The following is a 14,351-nucleotide window of genomic DNA, read 5'->3' as shown; positions in this document are numbered from 1 at the left end:
TCAGTCGACGAGGGCGAAGCCGCCCGCCCAGGAGATCTTCTCGGCACCCGCAAGGGTGATCTGCAGGAACCCGATGGCCTCCAGCTCACGCGCCCGCTTGAGCGAGCCCGCGTCGACGGCGCGCAGCCCGGCCGAGGTGACGAGGTCGACGAGGGTCCGCTTGGCGTCCGCGTCGTCGCCGGCGACGAGCACCGCCGTCTGCACGGGGCCGGCCGCGCCGGTGCCGAGGGTGGCGCCGAAGTTCGCGTTGAACGCCTTGACGACCTTCGCCCCGGGGACGGCGTCCTGCAGCACCTTCGCCGCCGAGGAGTCGGCCGGGACCAGGAGATCGTCGAAGGTGCTGAAGTCGACGGGGTTGCTGACGTCCACCAGCACCTTGCCGTCGAACGCGCCCGGGTAGGCGGCGATCAGGTCCTCGAACGCCGCGTACGGAACGGCCAGCACGACGATCTCCCCCGTGACCGCGTCACCGACCACGCCGGCGCTGCCGCCCAGCGGACCGGCGACCGCCTGTGCCTTCTCCGCGTCGCGGGCCAGCACCTGCACGCCCGTCCCACCCTTCGCCGCGATGCCCGCGACGACACTGCCGAGGTTTCCTGCTCCGATGACGGTGACCGTGGTCATGACCGCTCCCTAAATAGTTGTTCCTACAACCAACAGGTCGAGTCTCGCACCGATTACTTGTCGCGTCAACCAAACGGTAGGATGGGTTTGTGAAGAAGCGACGCGTACCCCGGATGAACGAGCAGGAGTCGGCGGCCTGGCTGGGCCTGACCACGGTGTTCAGCCTCCTCCCGTCCGCGCTCGACCGGCAGCTCCAGCGCGACTCCGGGCTGACGCACTTCGAGTTCGTGGTGCTGTCCACTCTGCAGCTCAGCCCGGAACCGACCATGCGGATGACGACGCTCGCCCAGGCCACCGACGCCACCCTGCCGCGCCTCTCCCACGTGGTCGGGCGCCTGGAGAAGCGCCGCCTCGTCGCCCGCTCCACCTGCCCTGAGGACCGCCGCGCCACCAACGTGGGCCTGACCGGTGACGGCCGGCGCGTGCTGATCCGCTCGGTCCCCGGCCACATCGCGACGGCGCGCCGGCTCGTCATCGACGCGCTCACCCCGGAGCAGCTCGACGCGCTCACCGAGATCACCGGCGCGATCGGCGCGAAGCTCGCCGAGGAGTCGGGCGACCCGCCGCCGGAGTCGCTCAGCTCACCGGCACGCAAGTCATCCGGACCGAAGACGTCGTAACCCCGGCCAAATCGCGACGAATCCGCTTGGATGGGTGAATACCACCGACTCGACATCCAGGAGATCCCCGCGATGACCCAACCAGCCCAGGTCGGCACTGTCTACCAGACCAGCCAGGAGCTTCTCGCCGCCGACCTGCCCCACCTCAGCGTCGCCCTGGACGCCAGCGGGTACGCGGTCCAGCGGGACGTCGACGGCAACTGGTACAGCGTGTCCTCGGTCGGCCCGTCGGACCTCGCGGAGACGTACACCCTCATCCACCTTCCAGCTCGGCCGCTCCCCACGACCTACGGGTCGGTGGTCATCGCCGACAACGGCACGCCCTTCATGCGCCGCTGGGATGCCGCCACCGATGATCGCTTCGGCAGCGAGCACTGGATCGGGCCGGACGGGGTCACCGTGACCGGCGATCACCTGCGACGTCTCGGCATCGCGCGCTCCTGGGACGCGGGCGCGCCCAACGGCGCACCGAGCCGGGGCCTGACGAGGGCTGACCGGACCTGACAGGGACTGCCGGGGCCTGGCTCAGCGGGCGGCGAGGTCGTAGCGTCGGGGCGGCGCCCGTCGTCGGCGCCGTCATGCACCCGCCGAACGGAAGAGCACTTCATGGAACTTGGGCTGCACTACTTCACCTTCACCCACCCGGAGTGGGAGACCACCCTGGCCGAGCGGTTCACCGAGACCGCCCAGATCGCCGACGAGGGCGGGGTGAACCTGATGTCGGTGATGGACCACTGGTTCCAGATGCTCCACACGGGCGGGCCGTTCGAGCCGATGCTGGAGGGATACACCTCGCTGGGCTATCTCGCCGGGGTGACGAAGAACGTCCGGCTCAGCCTGCTCGTCACCGGCGTCACCTACCGGCATCCGGGCCTGCTCGCCAAGACGGTCTCCACGCTCGACGTGCTCTCCCGCGGCCGCGCGATGCTCGGCATCGGAGCCGCCTGGTACGACCGCGAGCACGCCGGCCTGGGCGTGCCCTTCCCGCCGACGGCGGAGCGCTTCGAGCGCCTCGAGGAGACTCTGCAGATCTGCCGGCAGATGTGGTCGGACGACGACGGGGCCTTCGACGGCAAGCACTACCAGCTCGCCGAGACGATCAACCTCCCGCAGCCGCCGCGCGGCACCGTCCCGGTGATGATCGGCGGCGGCGGGGAGCGCAAGACGCTGCGCCTGGTAGCCGAGTACGGGCAGGGCACCAACCTGTTCGCCGGGCCGGGCGAGGAGTCGCTGGAGACCATCCGTCACAAGCTGGAGGTGCTGCGAGAGCACTGCGACCGCCTGGGCACCGACTACGACGCCATCGAGAAGACCATTCTCTACCCGGGTGACGCGGCCATCGACGCCGACGCGTTCCTGACGGACATGGAGCGGTACAAGGCCCTGGGCGTCACGCTCGTGAGCCTGACGCCGACGCCGTACGAGAACCCGGTCCCCTGGGCGACGAAGCTGGTCGAGGACGTCGTGCCGCGGCTGAAGCAGGTCTAGCCGGGCCCCGCTACCTCAGGGTGGCGCGTGCCCTGAGCGCTCTCAGCCCCTCGGCAATGGCGCTCTGACCGGAGCTCCCCCGGCGCACGCACGTCAGGATGCGCCGGGAGGGCGACGGGCTGCCGGTCAGCGGCAGCCGGACGAGGCCGGGATGGGCGTCCAGGGGAACGAGCCGGGGCACCAGGCACACCCCCAGGCCGTGCCGGACGAGGGCCAGCACCGCCTGCCAGTCGTCGGCGTGGTGTTCGGTGCGCGGGGAGAAACCGGCCGCCAGGCACATGGCGTTGATGAGCCGGCCCTGGTCGTGGTGCGGCAGGATCCACGTCTCCCGTTCCGCGGCCTGCAGGTCGACGGCGTCGTGCGTGGCGAGCCGGTGGTGCTCGGGGACGACCAGGTCCAGCACGTCGTCGAGCAGGTGCTCCTGGTCGAACCGGGTGTCGTCGATCGGCGGGCTGTCGGACAAGGGGGTCAGCACGGCGATGTCGATGCGTCCCGCCAGGAGCTGCTGGTAGCTGCCACGCGTGTCCGTCTCCGTGACGGTGGCCCGGGTGGGCGGGTCGGCGCGCAGCAGGTCCTCGGCGGCCGGCGCGACGAGCGGTGCGATGCTCGTGGCGAACCCCGCCACGCGCAGCATGCGACGTGACGAGGCGCCGTGCTGCGCGAGATCGGCACGGGCCTGCTCCCACTGGGCACACATGACGTCCGCGTGACCGAGCAGCACCCGCCCCGCCGCGGTGAGCCGCAGGCGGCGCCCGTCCGGTTCGAGGAGCTCCGCACCCGCCTGGCGGGAGAGCTGCCGCAGCTGCTGCGAGACGGCGGACGGCGACAGGTTCAGCGCCTGCGCCGCCGCCGTCACCGTTCCCTGCTCCGCGAGCACCCGGAACGTCTGCAGGAGGCCGAGATCAACCATGCAGCCATAAAACCATGCAGCTATACAACACGATTCCGTTCCGAAACTTGCGATGGACCTGCATGGTGCGGAGTGCCGAGACTGGGAGCCATGGCTGCCCCCGACGGTCGCCGGTACCGCTCGCCCGTCCCGGCCCCGCTCCTCGTGCTGGGCGCCGTGATCAGCGTCCAGACCGGCCAGGCGCTGGGCAAGCAGCTCATCGGAACGGTCGGGAGCCCGCTGGGCGCCGTCGCGCTGCGGCTCCTGCTCGCCGCACTGCTTCTCCTGCTGCTGTGGCGTCCGCGCAGTCTGCCCGCCGGCCGGGAGAGCCGCCTGCTCGTCCTCGGCCTCGGTACGGCGATCGCCGGGATGAACCTCGTCTACCTGGCCCTGGAGCGCATGCCGCTGGGCGTCGCGATGACGATCCAGCTGACCGGCCCGCTGGCGGTGTCCCTGGTGACCTCGCGCCGCGTGCGGGACGCGGTGTGGGGGCTGCTCGCGGCGGCCGGGATCGGATGCTTCCTGCTGCCCGGCTCGTCCCCGTCCGGCCCGCTGTCGGTGACCGGCCTGGTCTTCGCCGTCCTGTCCGCGGTGTCCATGGGCGCGTACCTGCTCCTCAGCCAGCGGACCGGCGCTCGTATGGCGGGCGGCGGGCCGCTGGCCCTCGCGGTGCTGTGGGCGGCGGTGCTGACACTGCCCTTCGGCCTCGCACAGAGCGGCGACCGGCTGCTCCAGCCCTCCGCCCTGGCCACGGGTCTGCTGGTCGCCGTCCTGTCCGCAGCACTGCCCTACTCACTGGAGCTGTCGGCGCTCCGCCGGCTCCCGGCCCGCGTGGTGGGCATCCTGCAGAGCCTCGAACCCGTCGCCGCGGGCCTGGCCGGCCTCCTGATCCTGCACGAGCAGCTCTCCACGCTGCAGTGGCTGGCCATCGGCCTCATCACGGCGGCGTCGGCCGGAGCGGTCGCGGCCCATACCGGCCGCCGCGTACGCCCCTGACGCCTCAGCTCACCCCCGGTCCCGCCTCACGACGGCCTCTGGACGAGCGCCCGCGCCAGCCCGGCGAGCGACTGCCCGGCCACGGCCGGGATCGTGACGCCCTGGAGCACGTCGAGCCCCAGCACATCGAACCCAGCGGCGGCCGGGGCGCTCCCGCCGGCTCCGCAGAGTGCGCCGACGAGCGCGGGCAGGCTGTCCTGGTGCCGGGTGATCGCGAACGCGAGCGGCAGGGCGGTCTCGTGGTCCCCGTCGGTCACGGCGGTGATCGCCAGGGCGAGCGGAAGGGTCTCGGCGACCGTGCCCGGGTGGCTGTACATGCGGGGGGCGAACCGGCCCACCAGCGCGGGGACCGCCGCGAAAGGAGACGCCGCCTGGTCCACGATGCCCAGTGCATCGCGCACGCCGTCCGCGAGCCAGTCGTCGGCGGCGACGTCGTCCGCCACGGACTCGAGGGCCTCGCGGAGCGGTGCGCCGCCGAGCATCCGGCTGACGAGCCCGGCGAAGACGACGGCGGCGTGCACCCCGACGGCGTCGTGGGTGAAGGTCGCGTACCGGCGCGCGAGCCCGGTCGCTCGGGCCGGGTCCTCGACCGCGAGGGCGATCGCGAGCGCGCCGGGCAGCGCCGTGTCGTCGTAGAAGGCCGGGTTGTCGGTGCCGGTGTGGGGCGGGCGGAGCCCGGCCGCCGCGTTGAGCAGCGCCGATCGCTGCGCCGGGCCGGTCCACGTCTCGGGGCGGTCCATCAGCGCGCGCCAGGCGTCGAAGAGGTCGTCGTCGTCCCAGGTGGGCGCGTCGAGCAGGACGCGCGCGGTCACGGCGAACGACTCGGCGTCGTCGGTCGCGACGAGCACGGGCGAGCCGATCGCCGAGGGGACGAAGGGCACGACCTGCCGCAGGACGCGGGACTCGTCCAGGTCGGTCGCGCCGCGCCGGAGCTGCCCGCGGACCCACGGGTCGCGGACGGTCCGGTGCTCGCTGGCCGGTGCGCCGAGGGCGTCGCCCAGGGCGAGCCCGTGGACGGCGCCGACCGCGCGGCTGGTGCGTTCGTCGGTCATGCTCGTCCTGTCCTGTCGTGTGTCAGCTCGTCGCCGGTCAGCCGGTCGTGCGTCGTCCTGTCGCGTGCCGCGCGTTCGACGAGCGCGTCCGCCAGCCCGATCAGGTCCGTGCCCGCCGTCGACTCGACGCACTGCCCCGACACGGACCGCACCTGCTCGATGTGGGCGGGGTCGAACGCGCTCGCGCCGTGCAGGGCACCGGCGACGGCACCCGCCATCGCCGCGATCGTGTCCGAGTCGCGCCCGATGTTGACCGCCGACTCGATGGCGCTCGGGGTGACGTCGTTGGCGCACAGCAGGCCCATGCACAGCGCGAGGGCTTCCGGCGCGACGTCCGCCCACATGTAGTGCCGCAGCGGTATGACCTCGAACAGCCGCTCCTCGATCTCCTCGACCGACGGTCCCTGCCCTCCGACATCGGAGGCGATGTCGAGGGCCCGGCAGGCGAGGCGGTACGACCAGGAGTCGGCGGGCAGCGACTCGAGCATCGCGTCGAGCACGGGGTCCGGCGCGTCCTCCACCATCGCGACGGCGACGCCGGCGGCGATCGCCTGGGCGCAGTAGATCCCGTCGCGGGAGTGGCTCACCCGGGCGTCGGCGAGCGCCATCCGCCGGGCGAGGGCCGGGTCCCCCGCGGCGTAGACGCCGATCGGCGCGACGCGCATGGCGGCGCCGTCGCTCCAGGTCTCGGCATTGCGCTGCCCGCTCGCGGGCGGCTGCATGCCGTCGTGCAGGTTGGCGATCGCGATCATCTCGCTGAACCCGGCCCGGTTGAACCCCGAGCGCTGGGTGCTCAGGGCCTCCAGCCACGTGTCGGCGACGTCCTGCGAGGTCAGGCCGGACCCGGCCTTGAGGACACCCTTGGCGCACAGCACCGCGTACTCGGTGTCGTCGGTGCCCGCGGCCTCGTCGTCGAGGAACCCGCGCACGCGCCCCCATCGCTCCCGGATGGCGGGAAGAGTCATGCCCTCGGTGGGTGCGCCCATCGCGTCGCCGATGGCGAGGCCGAGCAGTGCGCCGCGCGCACGATCGTTGTCCATGGTCCTCGATTCTCGAAACGATTTGCGTTTGCCCTGGTCACGGGCACGTTCGAATATCCGAAAGTTTGCGCGAGTGTCTTGCGTCGCGCTTCACTTTCCGAGAGGATGCTTGAGCAAAACCTTTTGCGCAAGGCTGAAGTGCACACGAGGTCCACAGGGGGACTCGATGGTTGGGATTCGCGAGGTTGCCGAGGCCGCTGGCGTCAGCGCGTCCACGGTCTCGCAGGTGGTCACCGGCAAGCGGCCGGTCTCGGCCGCTACCCGCGCCCGCGTGGAGGCCGAGATCAAGCGCCTCGGCTACCGCGCCCACCCCGGCGCCGCGCAGCTGCGCGGCGGACGCACGGGGACCATCGCCCTGGTCGTGCCGACGCTGGAGAACCCCTTCTACCCGTTGGTCGCGGCCGGGATGCAGGACGTGCTCGTGCCCCGGGACCTCCTGCTGACCGTCACCGACGCCAGCGGCCCGGACCGTTCCGCGACCACCATCCACCGGCTCCTGTCCCGCCGCGTGGACGCCATGCTCGCCGCGCCGCTCGGCCTCGCCGAGTCGGCTCTGGCCGAGGTGCGCGACGCCGAGATCCCGTTCGTCACCCTGGGCCAGGAGCCGCCGGGCGGCGGCGACTACGTCCACACCGACGACGTCAGCGGCATCCGCGAGCTGACGGAGCACCTGATCTCGCGGGGCCGCCGCCGGATCGCCTTCCTCGGCGGGGACGAGTCGGCGCCCCCGACCCAGGAACGCCTCGAGGGGTATCGGACCGCACTGAAAGCCGCGGGCCTCCCGGCCCGCGACGACCACGTGGTGTTCGAGACGTTTACCCGCCAGGGCGGCCGAGACGGCGCCGCGACCCTGCTCGACCGCGCCGACGGTGCCGACCGCCCCGACGCGATAGTCGCGGCCAACGACCTGATAGCGATCGGCGTCCTGGACGCGGCACGAGCCCGTGCGCTGCGCGTCCCGGACGACCTCGCGGTGACCGGCTACGACGACATCGACGCGGCATCGCTGGTCAACCCGCCGCTGACGACCGTCGAGAACCCCGCACGTGAGATCGGGCGGGCCTGTGCCCGCCTGCTGCTGGACCGGCTCGACGGCGAGGTCACCGAGGTGACCCGCTCCATCGGCCTGCCACACCGGCTCGTGATCCGCGAGTCGAGCTGAGCTTCACCGCACTCCCCGCTCGTGCCCATCCCACTCCCCGGAGAGAGACATCACCTTGAGAATCACGAAGCGCGCACTGATTTCCGTCAGCTTCGTCGCCACGGCCTCGCTAGCCCTGGCCGGCTGTGTCAGCAGCGGAGGCGGCAGCAACAACAACAACAGCGACGGCGGAACCGGCGAGGTCACCTACTGGGGAGCTTTCTATGCGCCCACCACGGAGGAGGCCTTCCAGGAGATCTTCGTCGACGGGTTCAACGCCGAGAGCGACGCGAGCGTCGACATGGAGGTCAAGGAGCTGACCACCATCGGCCAGCTGACCGACACGGCGGTATCGGCCGGCCAGGCGCCGGACATCGTCTACTCGGACGGGCCGACGTCGGCCTCGGACTTCGCCCGCGCGGACCGGACCCTCCCGCTGGGCGAGTACGCGGAGCAGTACGGCTGGGAGGACAAGTTCCTGCCCTGGGCCTACGAGCTGAGCACCGTCGATGGCGAGGTCTCGTCGGTGCCGGCCAGCTACGGGTCGATGGCCCTGTTCTACAACACCGAGGTGTTCAAGGAGCACGGCTGGACGCCGCCCACCACCCTGGCCGAGTTCGAGACCATCGCCAAGGAGGCGGACGAGGCCGGCATGGTGCCGATCGGCGGCGGCAACGCGGGCTACCAGGGCATGTCCGAGTGGCTCATCACCTCGGTCTTCAACGCCGCGGTCGGCCCCGAGAAGCTCTACGACGCGCTGACCGGTGAGGCGTCGTTCACCGATCCCGAGTTCGTCTCGGCGATCGAGCTCATCCAGAGCTGGATCGACAAGGGCTGGCTGGCCGGCGGCTCGGAGTCCTACTTCACCACCGACGACACGGCGAACGTGACGGGGCTCGCCAACGGCACCACGGCGATGTACATGACCGGCACCTGGACGTTCAACTCGCTCGGGGAGGTCTTCGACGACCCGTCGCAGTGGGGCTGGGCGCCGCTGCCGTCACTGAGCGACGCCGTCGAGCCGGGCGTGTACCCGCTGGCCATCGGCACCCAGCTGTCGGTCAGCGCCGACGCCGCCGACCCCGCCGCCGCGGCGTCGTTCATCGACTACGTGGCCGGCGACGTCGACCGGGCGCTGTCGTACACGGCCCGCACCGGCGAGAACCCGCCGCCGCTGCAGATGAGCGCCGACCAGTTCCCCGAGGACGTCGACGAGCGCACCGTCCAGCTCTACACCGACATCCCCGAGTCGACGAACGTCGGCTACGCGACGTGGACGTTCTTCCCGCCGAAGACCAACGCCTACCTCATCAGCGAGTTCGACAAGGTCGTGACGGGCGACGCCACCGCCGAGGAGTACCTGGCGGGCATGCAGGACGCGTTCGACAAGGAGTTCGACGCCGGTACGACGCTGGTCCCGTTCACGCCGTCATCCCGGGCTGGTCAATGACCTCCGATTCAACCGTTCCCGGAGCCGTCCTGCTCGTGGGTCCCACCCGCCGGGACGGCCCGGGCGCGCGCCGGAGTCGGCCGCTGGGCACTCGCGCCCAGCGGCGGCTCCTCGCGTGGCTCTTCGTGGCGCCGCTCCTGATCGTCAACCTCCTGGTGATCACCGGACCGGGCCTGGCCTCGGTGTTCTATTCGTTCACCGACTGGGACGGGCTCAGCACGCCCGCGTTCGTCGGTCTGGCGAACTACGCCGAGATGCTGACGTCGAGCGCCGTGCTGGGCGCCCTGGGCCACAACCTCCTGTGGACCCTGTTCTTCCTGGTCGTCCCGATGTCGATGGGGCTGGTCGGCGCCTTCCTGCTGTCCCGCCTCCGCCGGGGCCAGGCGTTCTTCCGCGTCCTGTACTTCATCCCGTACGTGCTGGCCACCGTCGTCTCGGCGGCGGTGTGGCGGCAGATCCTCGACCCGGAGAGCGGGATCGGCTCCGTCGTCCCGTTCCTGCGGGACGTGAACTTCCTCGGCAACCCGGACCTCGCCCTGGGCTCGGTCGCCTTCGTCAACAACTGGCAGTGGTGGGGCTTCCTGCTGGTGATCTTCCTGGCCGCGATGCGCACCGTCGAGCCCAGCCTCTACGAGGCGGCGCGGCTCGACGGCGCCGGACCCGTCCGCGAGTTCTGGCACATCACCTTGCCCTCGATCCGCCCCACGTTCATCTTCCTCGGGCTGATGACGGTGATCTGGTCCTTCCTCGTCTTCGACTACATCTACGTCCTGACCCAGGGCGGCCCCGCCGGCTCCACCGACGTGCTCAGCACCGTGCTGTACCGCGAGGCCTTCCAGAACCAGCGCCACGGGTACGCCTCCGCCGTCGCGATGCTGCTGGCCGCCATCAGCGCGGCCGCCGTCCTCGGGTACCTGGCGCTGCGCCGACGGCTGCGATGGGACATCTGATGAGCACCGCACCGCTCGCCGTGCAGACCGCGCCCGCGCCCGAGCAGGGCGGCGCGGCCCCCCGGGGCAGCCGGCCGCAGGTCGTCACCTGGATCGTCCTGGGCCTGCTCGGCCTCTACGCGATAGCGCCGCTGCTGGTCTTCGCCGGCAACGCGCTGAAGTCCACCCAGGAGATCGACGCCAACCCGCTCGGCCTGCCGCAGTCGTGGAACTGGTCGAACTTCGCCGAGGCCTGGGAGCGGGCCGACATGGGCCCCGCCCTGCTGGTCAGCCTCGTGATCGCCGTCGCCACCGGCCTGGGCGTAGCGGTGATCGCCACCACCGCGGCCTACGCCATGACGCGGCTCGGCCTGCCGGGCCAGGGCGGCTGGATCCTCTGGCTGCTGGTGTCGTCGTCGCTGCCGATCCAGCTCTTCCTCGTGCCGCTGGTGAGCTGGTGGTCCCTCCTGGGCCTCTACAACCAGCCCATCGGCCTGGTCATCATCTACTTGGCCATCTACAGCCCGTTCGCCACCCTGCTCGTGCGGTCCGCCCTGCTCAGCCTGACGAAGGCCTACGAGGAGGCGGCGCGCATGGACGGCGCCGGTGAGCTGCGGGTCTTCACCCGGATCGTCCTGCCGATGATCTGGCCGACGGTCCTGACCGCGGGCCTCGTCGCCGGCCTGCAGGCCTACAACGAGTTCATGCTGGCCGTCACCTTCATCCAGAACCGCGACTTCCAGCCGGTAGCGCTGTCCCTCTACTCGTTCCAGCAGGGATTCACCACCGACTGGTCCCTGGTCGGCGCGGCGGGCCTGATCATGGCGCTGCCGGTCGTCGTCCTCTTCCTGACCATGCAACGCCGGTTCATCGACGGCTACGCCTCCCGTGGAGTCACCGCATGAGCCCTCCCCCGTCCAGCGACCCGATCACCGACCCGATCACCGAAACCACCCACCAGGAGCCCCGAGGAGTGTCGATGACTTCCGCGAAGGAAATTCTGAGCACGACCGCGACTGAGGAGATCGTGTCGGGTGTCGTGGACCTGATCACCGTACGCAACTACGACCGCACCGTCGGCGCCATGCTCGTCGCCAGCGACGACAACCATCGCCTCATGATGGAGGACCTCCGCGCCGGCCCCGTGACCCACGTGTGGGCATGGACGCCGTCGGTCGACGGCAAGGTCGGCGAGACCGAGTTCACCACCGACGAGGAGACCGCCCGGGCCGCGGTGCGGGACTGGCTCGCCGAGACCCCGCTCGTCCGCCGGGAACCCGGCCGGGACATCTACGCGATGCTGCTCATCGAGGAGGACTGGCGCTGAGTCAGGAGCTTCGCCCTCGGTCGGGCCCGCGATTGCTGATGACCCGCATCATCACCTTGACCCCCTGACCTGCCCGGCCGCAGATTCGAGCCGGGGGAGCAGATACAGGGCGCGCACGCCCATCTCCTCAGGCGGCACGGAGTTCTCATTGTAAACAGCGAATGTCCTGCTCACGGTGTGGCGCCCACCGGTTTCATCGTGGAGCAACGTGTGGTTCAGGTTGCGGCCATCGACCGTTGCCAGGGTTGGCCACGCCTCTGCCCGGACACGTCTGCCCGGACGCTTCCGCCCGGGCGGGGCCCTTCGCCATGAACTGAGGAGACCCCCGTGAACGACCACCCCTCCGCCGCGCCCACGGCTCCGCCCCATGCCTCCCGGCGCGGCTTCCTGCTCGGCGCCGGCGCCGTCGGGGCCGGTCTGGTGGCCACCGGGGTGGACGCCACGACCACGGCCACGTCCGCGAGCGCCAGCCCGATCCGCCCCCGCCGGGGCGGCTACGTCTGGCTCGCCGGTGACCACCATCTGCACAGCCAGTACAGCAACGACGCGATGTACCGCATCGACGACCAGGCCACGCGCGCCGTCGCCGGCGGGCTGGACTGGATGGTCATCACCGACCACGGCAACACGTCGTTCGCGGCGCACAGCATCGCCCCGCAGCGCCGGGACATCCTCGCGGCCCGGGAGCGGCATCGCGAGGACCTGCTGGTCTTCAACGGCCTGGAGTGGAACATCCCGGGCGCTGAGCACACCACGTTCATGATGGCGCCGGGGTCGCGCGAGGCCGAGGTGCTCCAGGAGCTGGTGAACAGGTACGACGCGCTGGTCGTGGGTGCCCGCGACGGCACCCCGGAGAACGAGGCGCTGGCTCTCGCCGCGCTGAAGCACATCGCCGCGACCGTGCGGTCGGGCCGGCTCGCGGACGCGCTCGTGCTGCCCAACCATCCGGCCCGCAAGGGCATCGACTCCCCCGCCGAGCTGCGGGCCTGGCAGGACGCGGCCCCGGGCATCGTCATCGGCTTCGAGGGCGCGCCGGGCCACCAGGCGGCCGGCCTGCCCGCGCCCGGCATGGCACGCGGCCGCGGCCTGTACGACGGCGGCCGCGGCACGTACTCGTTCCCCGGGTATCCCGAGGAGAGCTACCGGACCTGGGGCGGGTTCGACTGGATGACGGCCACGGTCGGCGGTGTGTGGGACAGCCTGCTGTCGGAGGGCCGGCGGTGGTGGATCACCACGACGTCGGACGGCCACCAGGGCTGCGGCGACTGGGTCAAGAACCCCGTCGACCCGCTGGACCAGACCGGCTACGACAACATCCCCTACAACGACGCCGGCGACACCTTCCAGACCACCGGCGTCTACCCGCCGCCGGTCGGGACCGGCCGGCCCGTGGCCGAGTACAGCTCCTTCCCGCCCGGTGCGTACAACAAGACCTGGGTCGGGGCCGAGGACTTCAGCCACCGCGCCGTCATGGACGCGATGCGTGCGGGCCGGATGTGGGTCTCCTTCGGCGATCTCATCACCGGGCTGGACGTCCGCCTGGAGGCCCGGTCCCGGGGCGGACGGCGACGTGCCACCCTCGGCGAGGAGCTCGTGGTCGACGCCGGCACGGAGGTCCGGCTGGTCGTCACGATCGACCTGGCCGACGGCGTCAACTACGCCGGGCTCGTGCCCGAGCTGGCCCGCGTCGACCTGATCCAGGGCCGCGTGACGGGCCCGGCCGCGGACCCGGACACCCTCTACGCCCCGGACACGAGGGTGGTCCACTCCTGGAACACCACCGGCAGGACCGGGAAGGCCACGCTGACTTACGGCTTCGTGGCCGAGCACGACGGCTACGTCCGGCTGCGCGGCACCGACGGCAAGCGCAGCCAGCCGGGCTACCTCGGCGCCGACGTCGACCCGGCCGGGCCGGCGCAGGACGTCCTCGGCGGGGTCGACCCCTGGCAGGACCTCTGGTTCTACAGCAACCCGATCTTCGTCAGGGTCCGTGAGCGTCAGGGACCGTGAGACGGGCTTGCGCTCACAGTGCCTCGGACGACGCCCCTCCAGTTGCAGCGAGTCGCTCAACGGCGGAACGTGAGTGGGACGGCAGTGCCGCCCGGACACTGCCCGAGCAAGGGAGCTCGACATGTATGTACGCACCAGCGAAGTCCGAGGAGATCCCACAAGGATCGACGACACGATCAGCATGGTTCGCGAGGAGATCTTCCCGACGGTCACCGAGATGGACGGCTGCGTCGGGATGTCGTTGCTGGTCGACCGCGAGACCGGCCGCTGTATCGCCACCACGGCGTGGGAGTCCGAGGAGGCGATGCTGGCGACCGCCGACGCCGTGCGACCGATGCGCGACCGCGCGGAGCAGGCGTTGGGTAGCTCCGGCGGCAGCGAGGTCCACCAGTGGGAGGTGGCCGTCGTCCACCGCGACCACGCCGCACCCGACGGGGCCTGCGCCCGCCTCACCTGGCTGAGCGGAGACCAGAGCATGGTCGATCACGCGATCGACCTCTACCGGATGGTCGTCCTGCCCAAGATCCAGGACATGGACGGATTCTGCAGCGCCAGCCTGATGGTCGACCGGCAGGCCGGTCGGATCGTCGGCACGGCAGCTTTCGAGAGCCGCGAGACCCTCGAAGCCACTCGTAGCGCCGCAGCGAGCATCCGCACCGGCGTCGTCCGCGAGCTCGGCGCCACGGCCGACGTCGAGGAGATGGAGATCGCGTTCGCGCACCTCCACGTGCCCGAGATGGCATGAACGAACGCACCGGTGAAGGGAGCGTGCAGAGAGGATCAGT

Annotated in this window: 15 protein-coding genes; 11 read left to right on the top strand and 4 right to left on the bottom strand. The window is 71.2% G+C overall.

Annotation, left to right across the window (positions count from 1 at the left end):
- Entirely contained in the window at window positions 1-624 is a 624-nt protein-coding gene (locus EW117_RS18450) for an NADPH-dependent F420 reductase (protein ID WP_129788171.1), read from the bottom strand.
- 89 nt (window positions 625-713) lie between these two features.
- Here EW117_RS18450 and EW117_RS18445 point away from each other — a divergent pair, with 89 nt between their 5' ends.
- From EW117_RS18445 to EW117_RS18435, 3 genes are all read left to right on the top strand, one after another.
- Complete coding sequence (locus EW117_RS18445) at window positions 714-1,244, top strand: MarR family winged helix-turn-helix transcriptional regulator (RefSeq protein WP_242504364.1); 531 nt, start codon at window positions 714-716, stop codon at window positions 1,242-1,244.
- A 72-nt stretch (window positions 1,245-1,316) separates the two neighbouring features.
- Entirely contained in the window at window positions 1,317-1,748 is a 432-nt protein-coding gene (locus tag EW117_RS18440) for a hypothetical protein (protein ID WP_129788170.1), read from the top strand.
- 102 nt (window positions 1,749-1,850) lie between these two features.
- Complete coding sequence (locus EW117_RS18435) at window positions 1,851-2,732, top strand: LLM class F420-dependent oxidoreductase (protein WP_129788169.1); 882 nt, start codon at window positions 1,851-1,853, stop codon at window positions 2,730-2,732.
- 10 nt (window positions 2,733-2,742) lie between these two features.
- Here EW117_RS18435 and EW117_RS18430 read toward each other — a convergent pair whose 3' ends face one another.
- A complete protein-coding gene (locus EW117_RS18430) occupies window positions 2,743-3,642 on the bottom strand; it encodes a LysR family transcriptional regulator (protein ID WP_129788168.1) in 900 nt (299 codons plus the stop codon).
- A gap of 90 nt (window positions 3,643-3,732) precedes the next feature.
- Here EW117_RS18430 and EW117_RS18425 point away from each other — a divergent pair, with 90 nt between their 5' ends.
- Entirely contained in the window at window positions 3,733-4,617 is an 885-nt protein-coding gene (locus tag EW117_RS18425; protein ID WP_129788167.1) for an EamA family transporter, read from the top strand.
- Between the two features lie 26 nt (window positions 4,618-4,643).
- Here EW117_RS18425 and EW117_RS18420 read toward each other — a convergent pair whose 3' ends face one another.
- Window positions 4,644-5,669, bottom strand: coding sequence for an ADP-ribosylglycohydrolase family protein (locus EW117_RS18420; RefSeq protein ID WP_129788166.1), 1,026 nt, complete (start codon window positions 5,667-5,669; stop codon window positions 4,644-4,646).
- A complete protein-coding gene (locus tag EW117_RS18415) occupies window positions 5,666-6,709 on the bottom strand; it encodes an ADP-ribosylglycohydrolase family protein (protein WP_129788165.1) in 1,044 nt (347 codons plus the stop codon). The genes EW117_RS18420 and EW117_RS18415 overlap by 4 nt, the downstream gene beginning before the upstream one ends.
- A gap of 166 nt (window positions 6,710-6,875) precedes the next feature.
- Here EW117_RS18415 and EW117_RS18410 point away from each other — a divergent pair, with 166 nt between their 5' ends.
- The 7 genes from EW117_RS18410 to EW117_RS18380 all read left to right on the top strand — a co-directional run bounded on the left by EW117_RS18410 (window position 6,876) and on the right by EW117_RS18380 (window position 14,311).
- A complete protein-coding gene (locus tag EW117_RS18410) occupies window positions 6,876-7,871 on the top strand; it encodes a LacI family DNA-binding transcriptional regulator (RefSeq protein WP_165362767.1) in 996 nt (331 codons plus the stop codon).
- Window positions 7,872-7,926: 55 nt separating this feature from the next.
- On the top strand, window positions 7,927-9,300 hold the full coding sequence (locus EW117_RS18405) for an ABC transporter substrate-binding protein (RefSeq protein WP_165362766.1): 1,374 nt from the start codon (window positions 7,927-7,929) through the stop codon (window positions 9,298-9,300).
- Window positions 9,297-10,250 carry a carbohydrate ABC transporter permease gene (locus EW117_RS18400; protein ID WP_242504363.1) on the top strand — a complete coding sequence of 318 codons (954 nt, stop codon included), beginning with the start codon at window positions 9,297-9,299 and terminating at the stop codon, window positions 10,248-10,250. Before EW117_RS18405 ends, EW117_RS18400 begins: the two co-directional genes overlap by 4 nt.
- Window positions 10,250-11,134 carry a carbohydrate ABC transporter permease gene (locus tag EW117_RS18395; RefSeq protein ID WP_165362765.1) on the top strand — a complete coding sequence of 295 codons (885 nt, stop codon included), beginning with the start codon at window positions 10,250-10,252 and terminating at the stop codon, window positions 11,132-11,134. Before EW117_RS18400 ends, EW117_RS18395 begins: the two co-directional genes overlap by 1 nt.
- On the top strand, window positions 11,131-11,556 hold the full coding sequence (locus EW117_RS18390) for a hypothetical protein (protein ID WP_129788161.1): 426 nt from the start codon (window positions 11,131-11,133) through the stop codon (window positions 11,554-11,556). The genes EW117_RS18395 and EW117_RS18390 overlap by 4 nt, the downstream gene beginning before the upstream one ends.
- 327 nt (window positions 11,557-11,883) lie before the next feature.
- Entirely contained in the window at window positions 11,884-13,566 is a 1,683-nt protein-coding gene (locus EW117_RS18385) for a PHP domain-containing protein (protein ID WP_129788160.1), read from the top strand.
- A 121-nt stretch (window positions 13,567-13,687) separates the two neighbouring features.
- A complete protein-coding gene (locus EW117_RS18380; RefSeq protein WP_129788159.1) occupies window positions 13,688-14,311 on the top strand; it encodes an antibiotic biosynthesis monooxygenase in 624 nt (207 codons plus the stop codon).
- The last annotated feature ends 40 nt before the right edge of the window (window positions 14,312-14,351 follow it).

It is taken from the genome of Promicromonospora panici (assembly GCF_900608595.1).
GTDB classification, from domain to species: domain Bacteria; phylum Actinomycetota; class Actinomycetes; order Actinomycetales; family Cellulomonadaceae; genus Promicromonospora; species Promicromonospora panici.
Note: the sequence above shows the minus strand (reverse complement) of the source record. Positions and strands in the feature narration are given on the sequence as shown.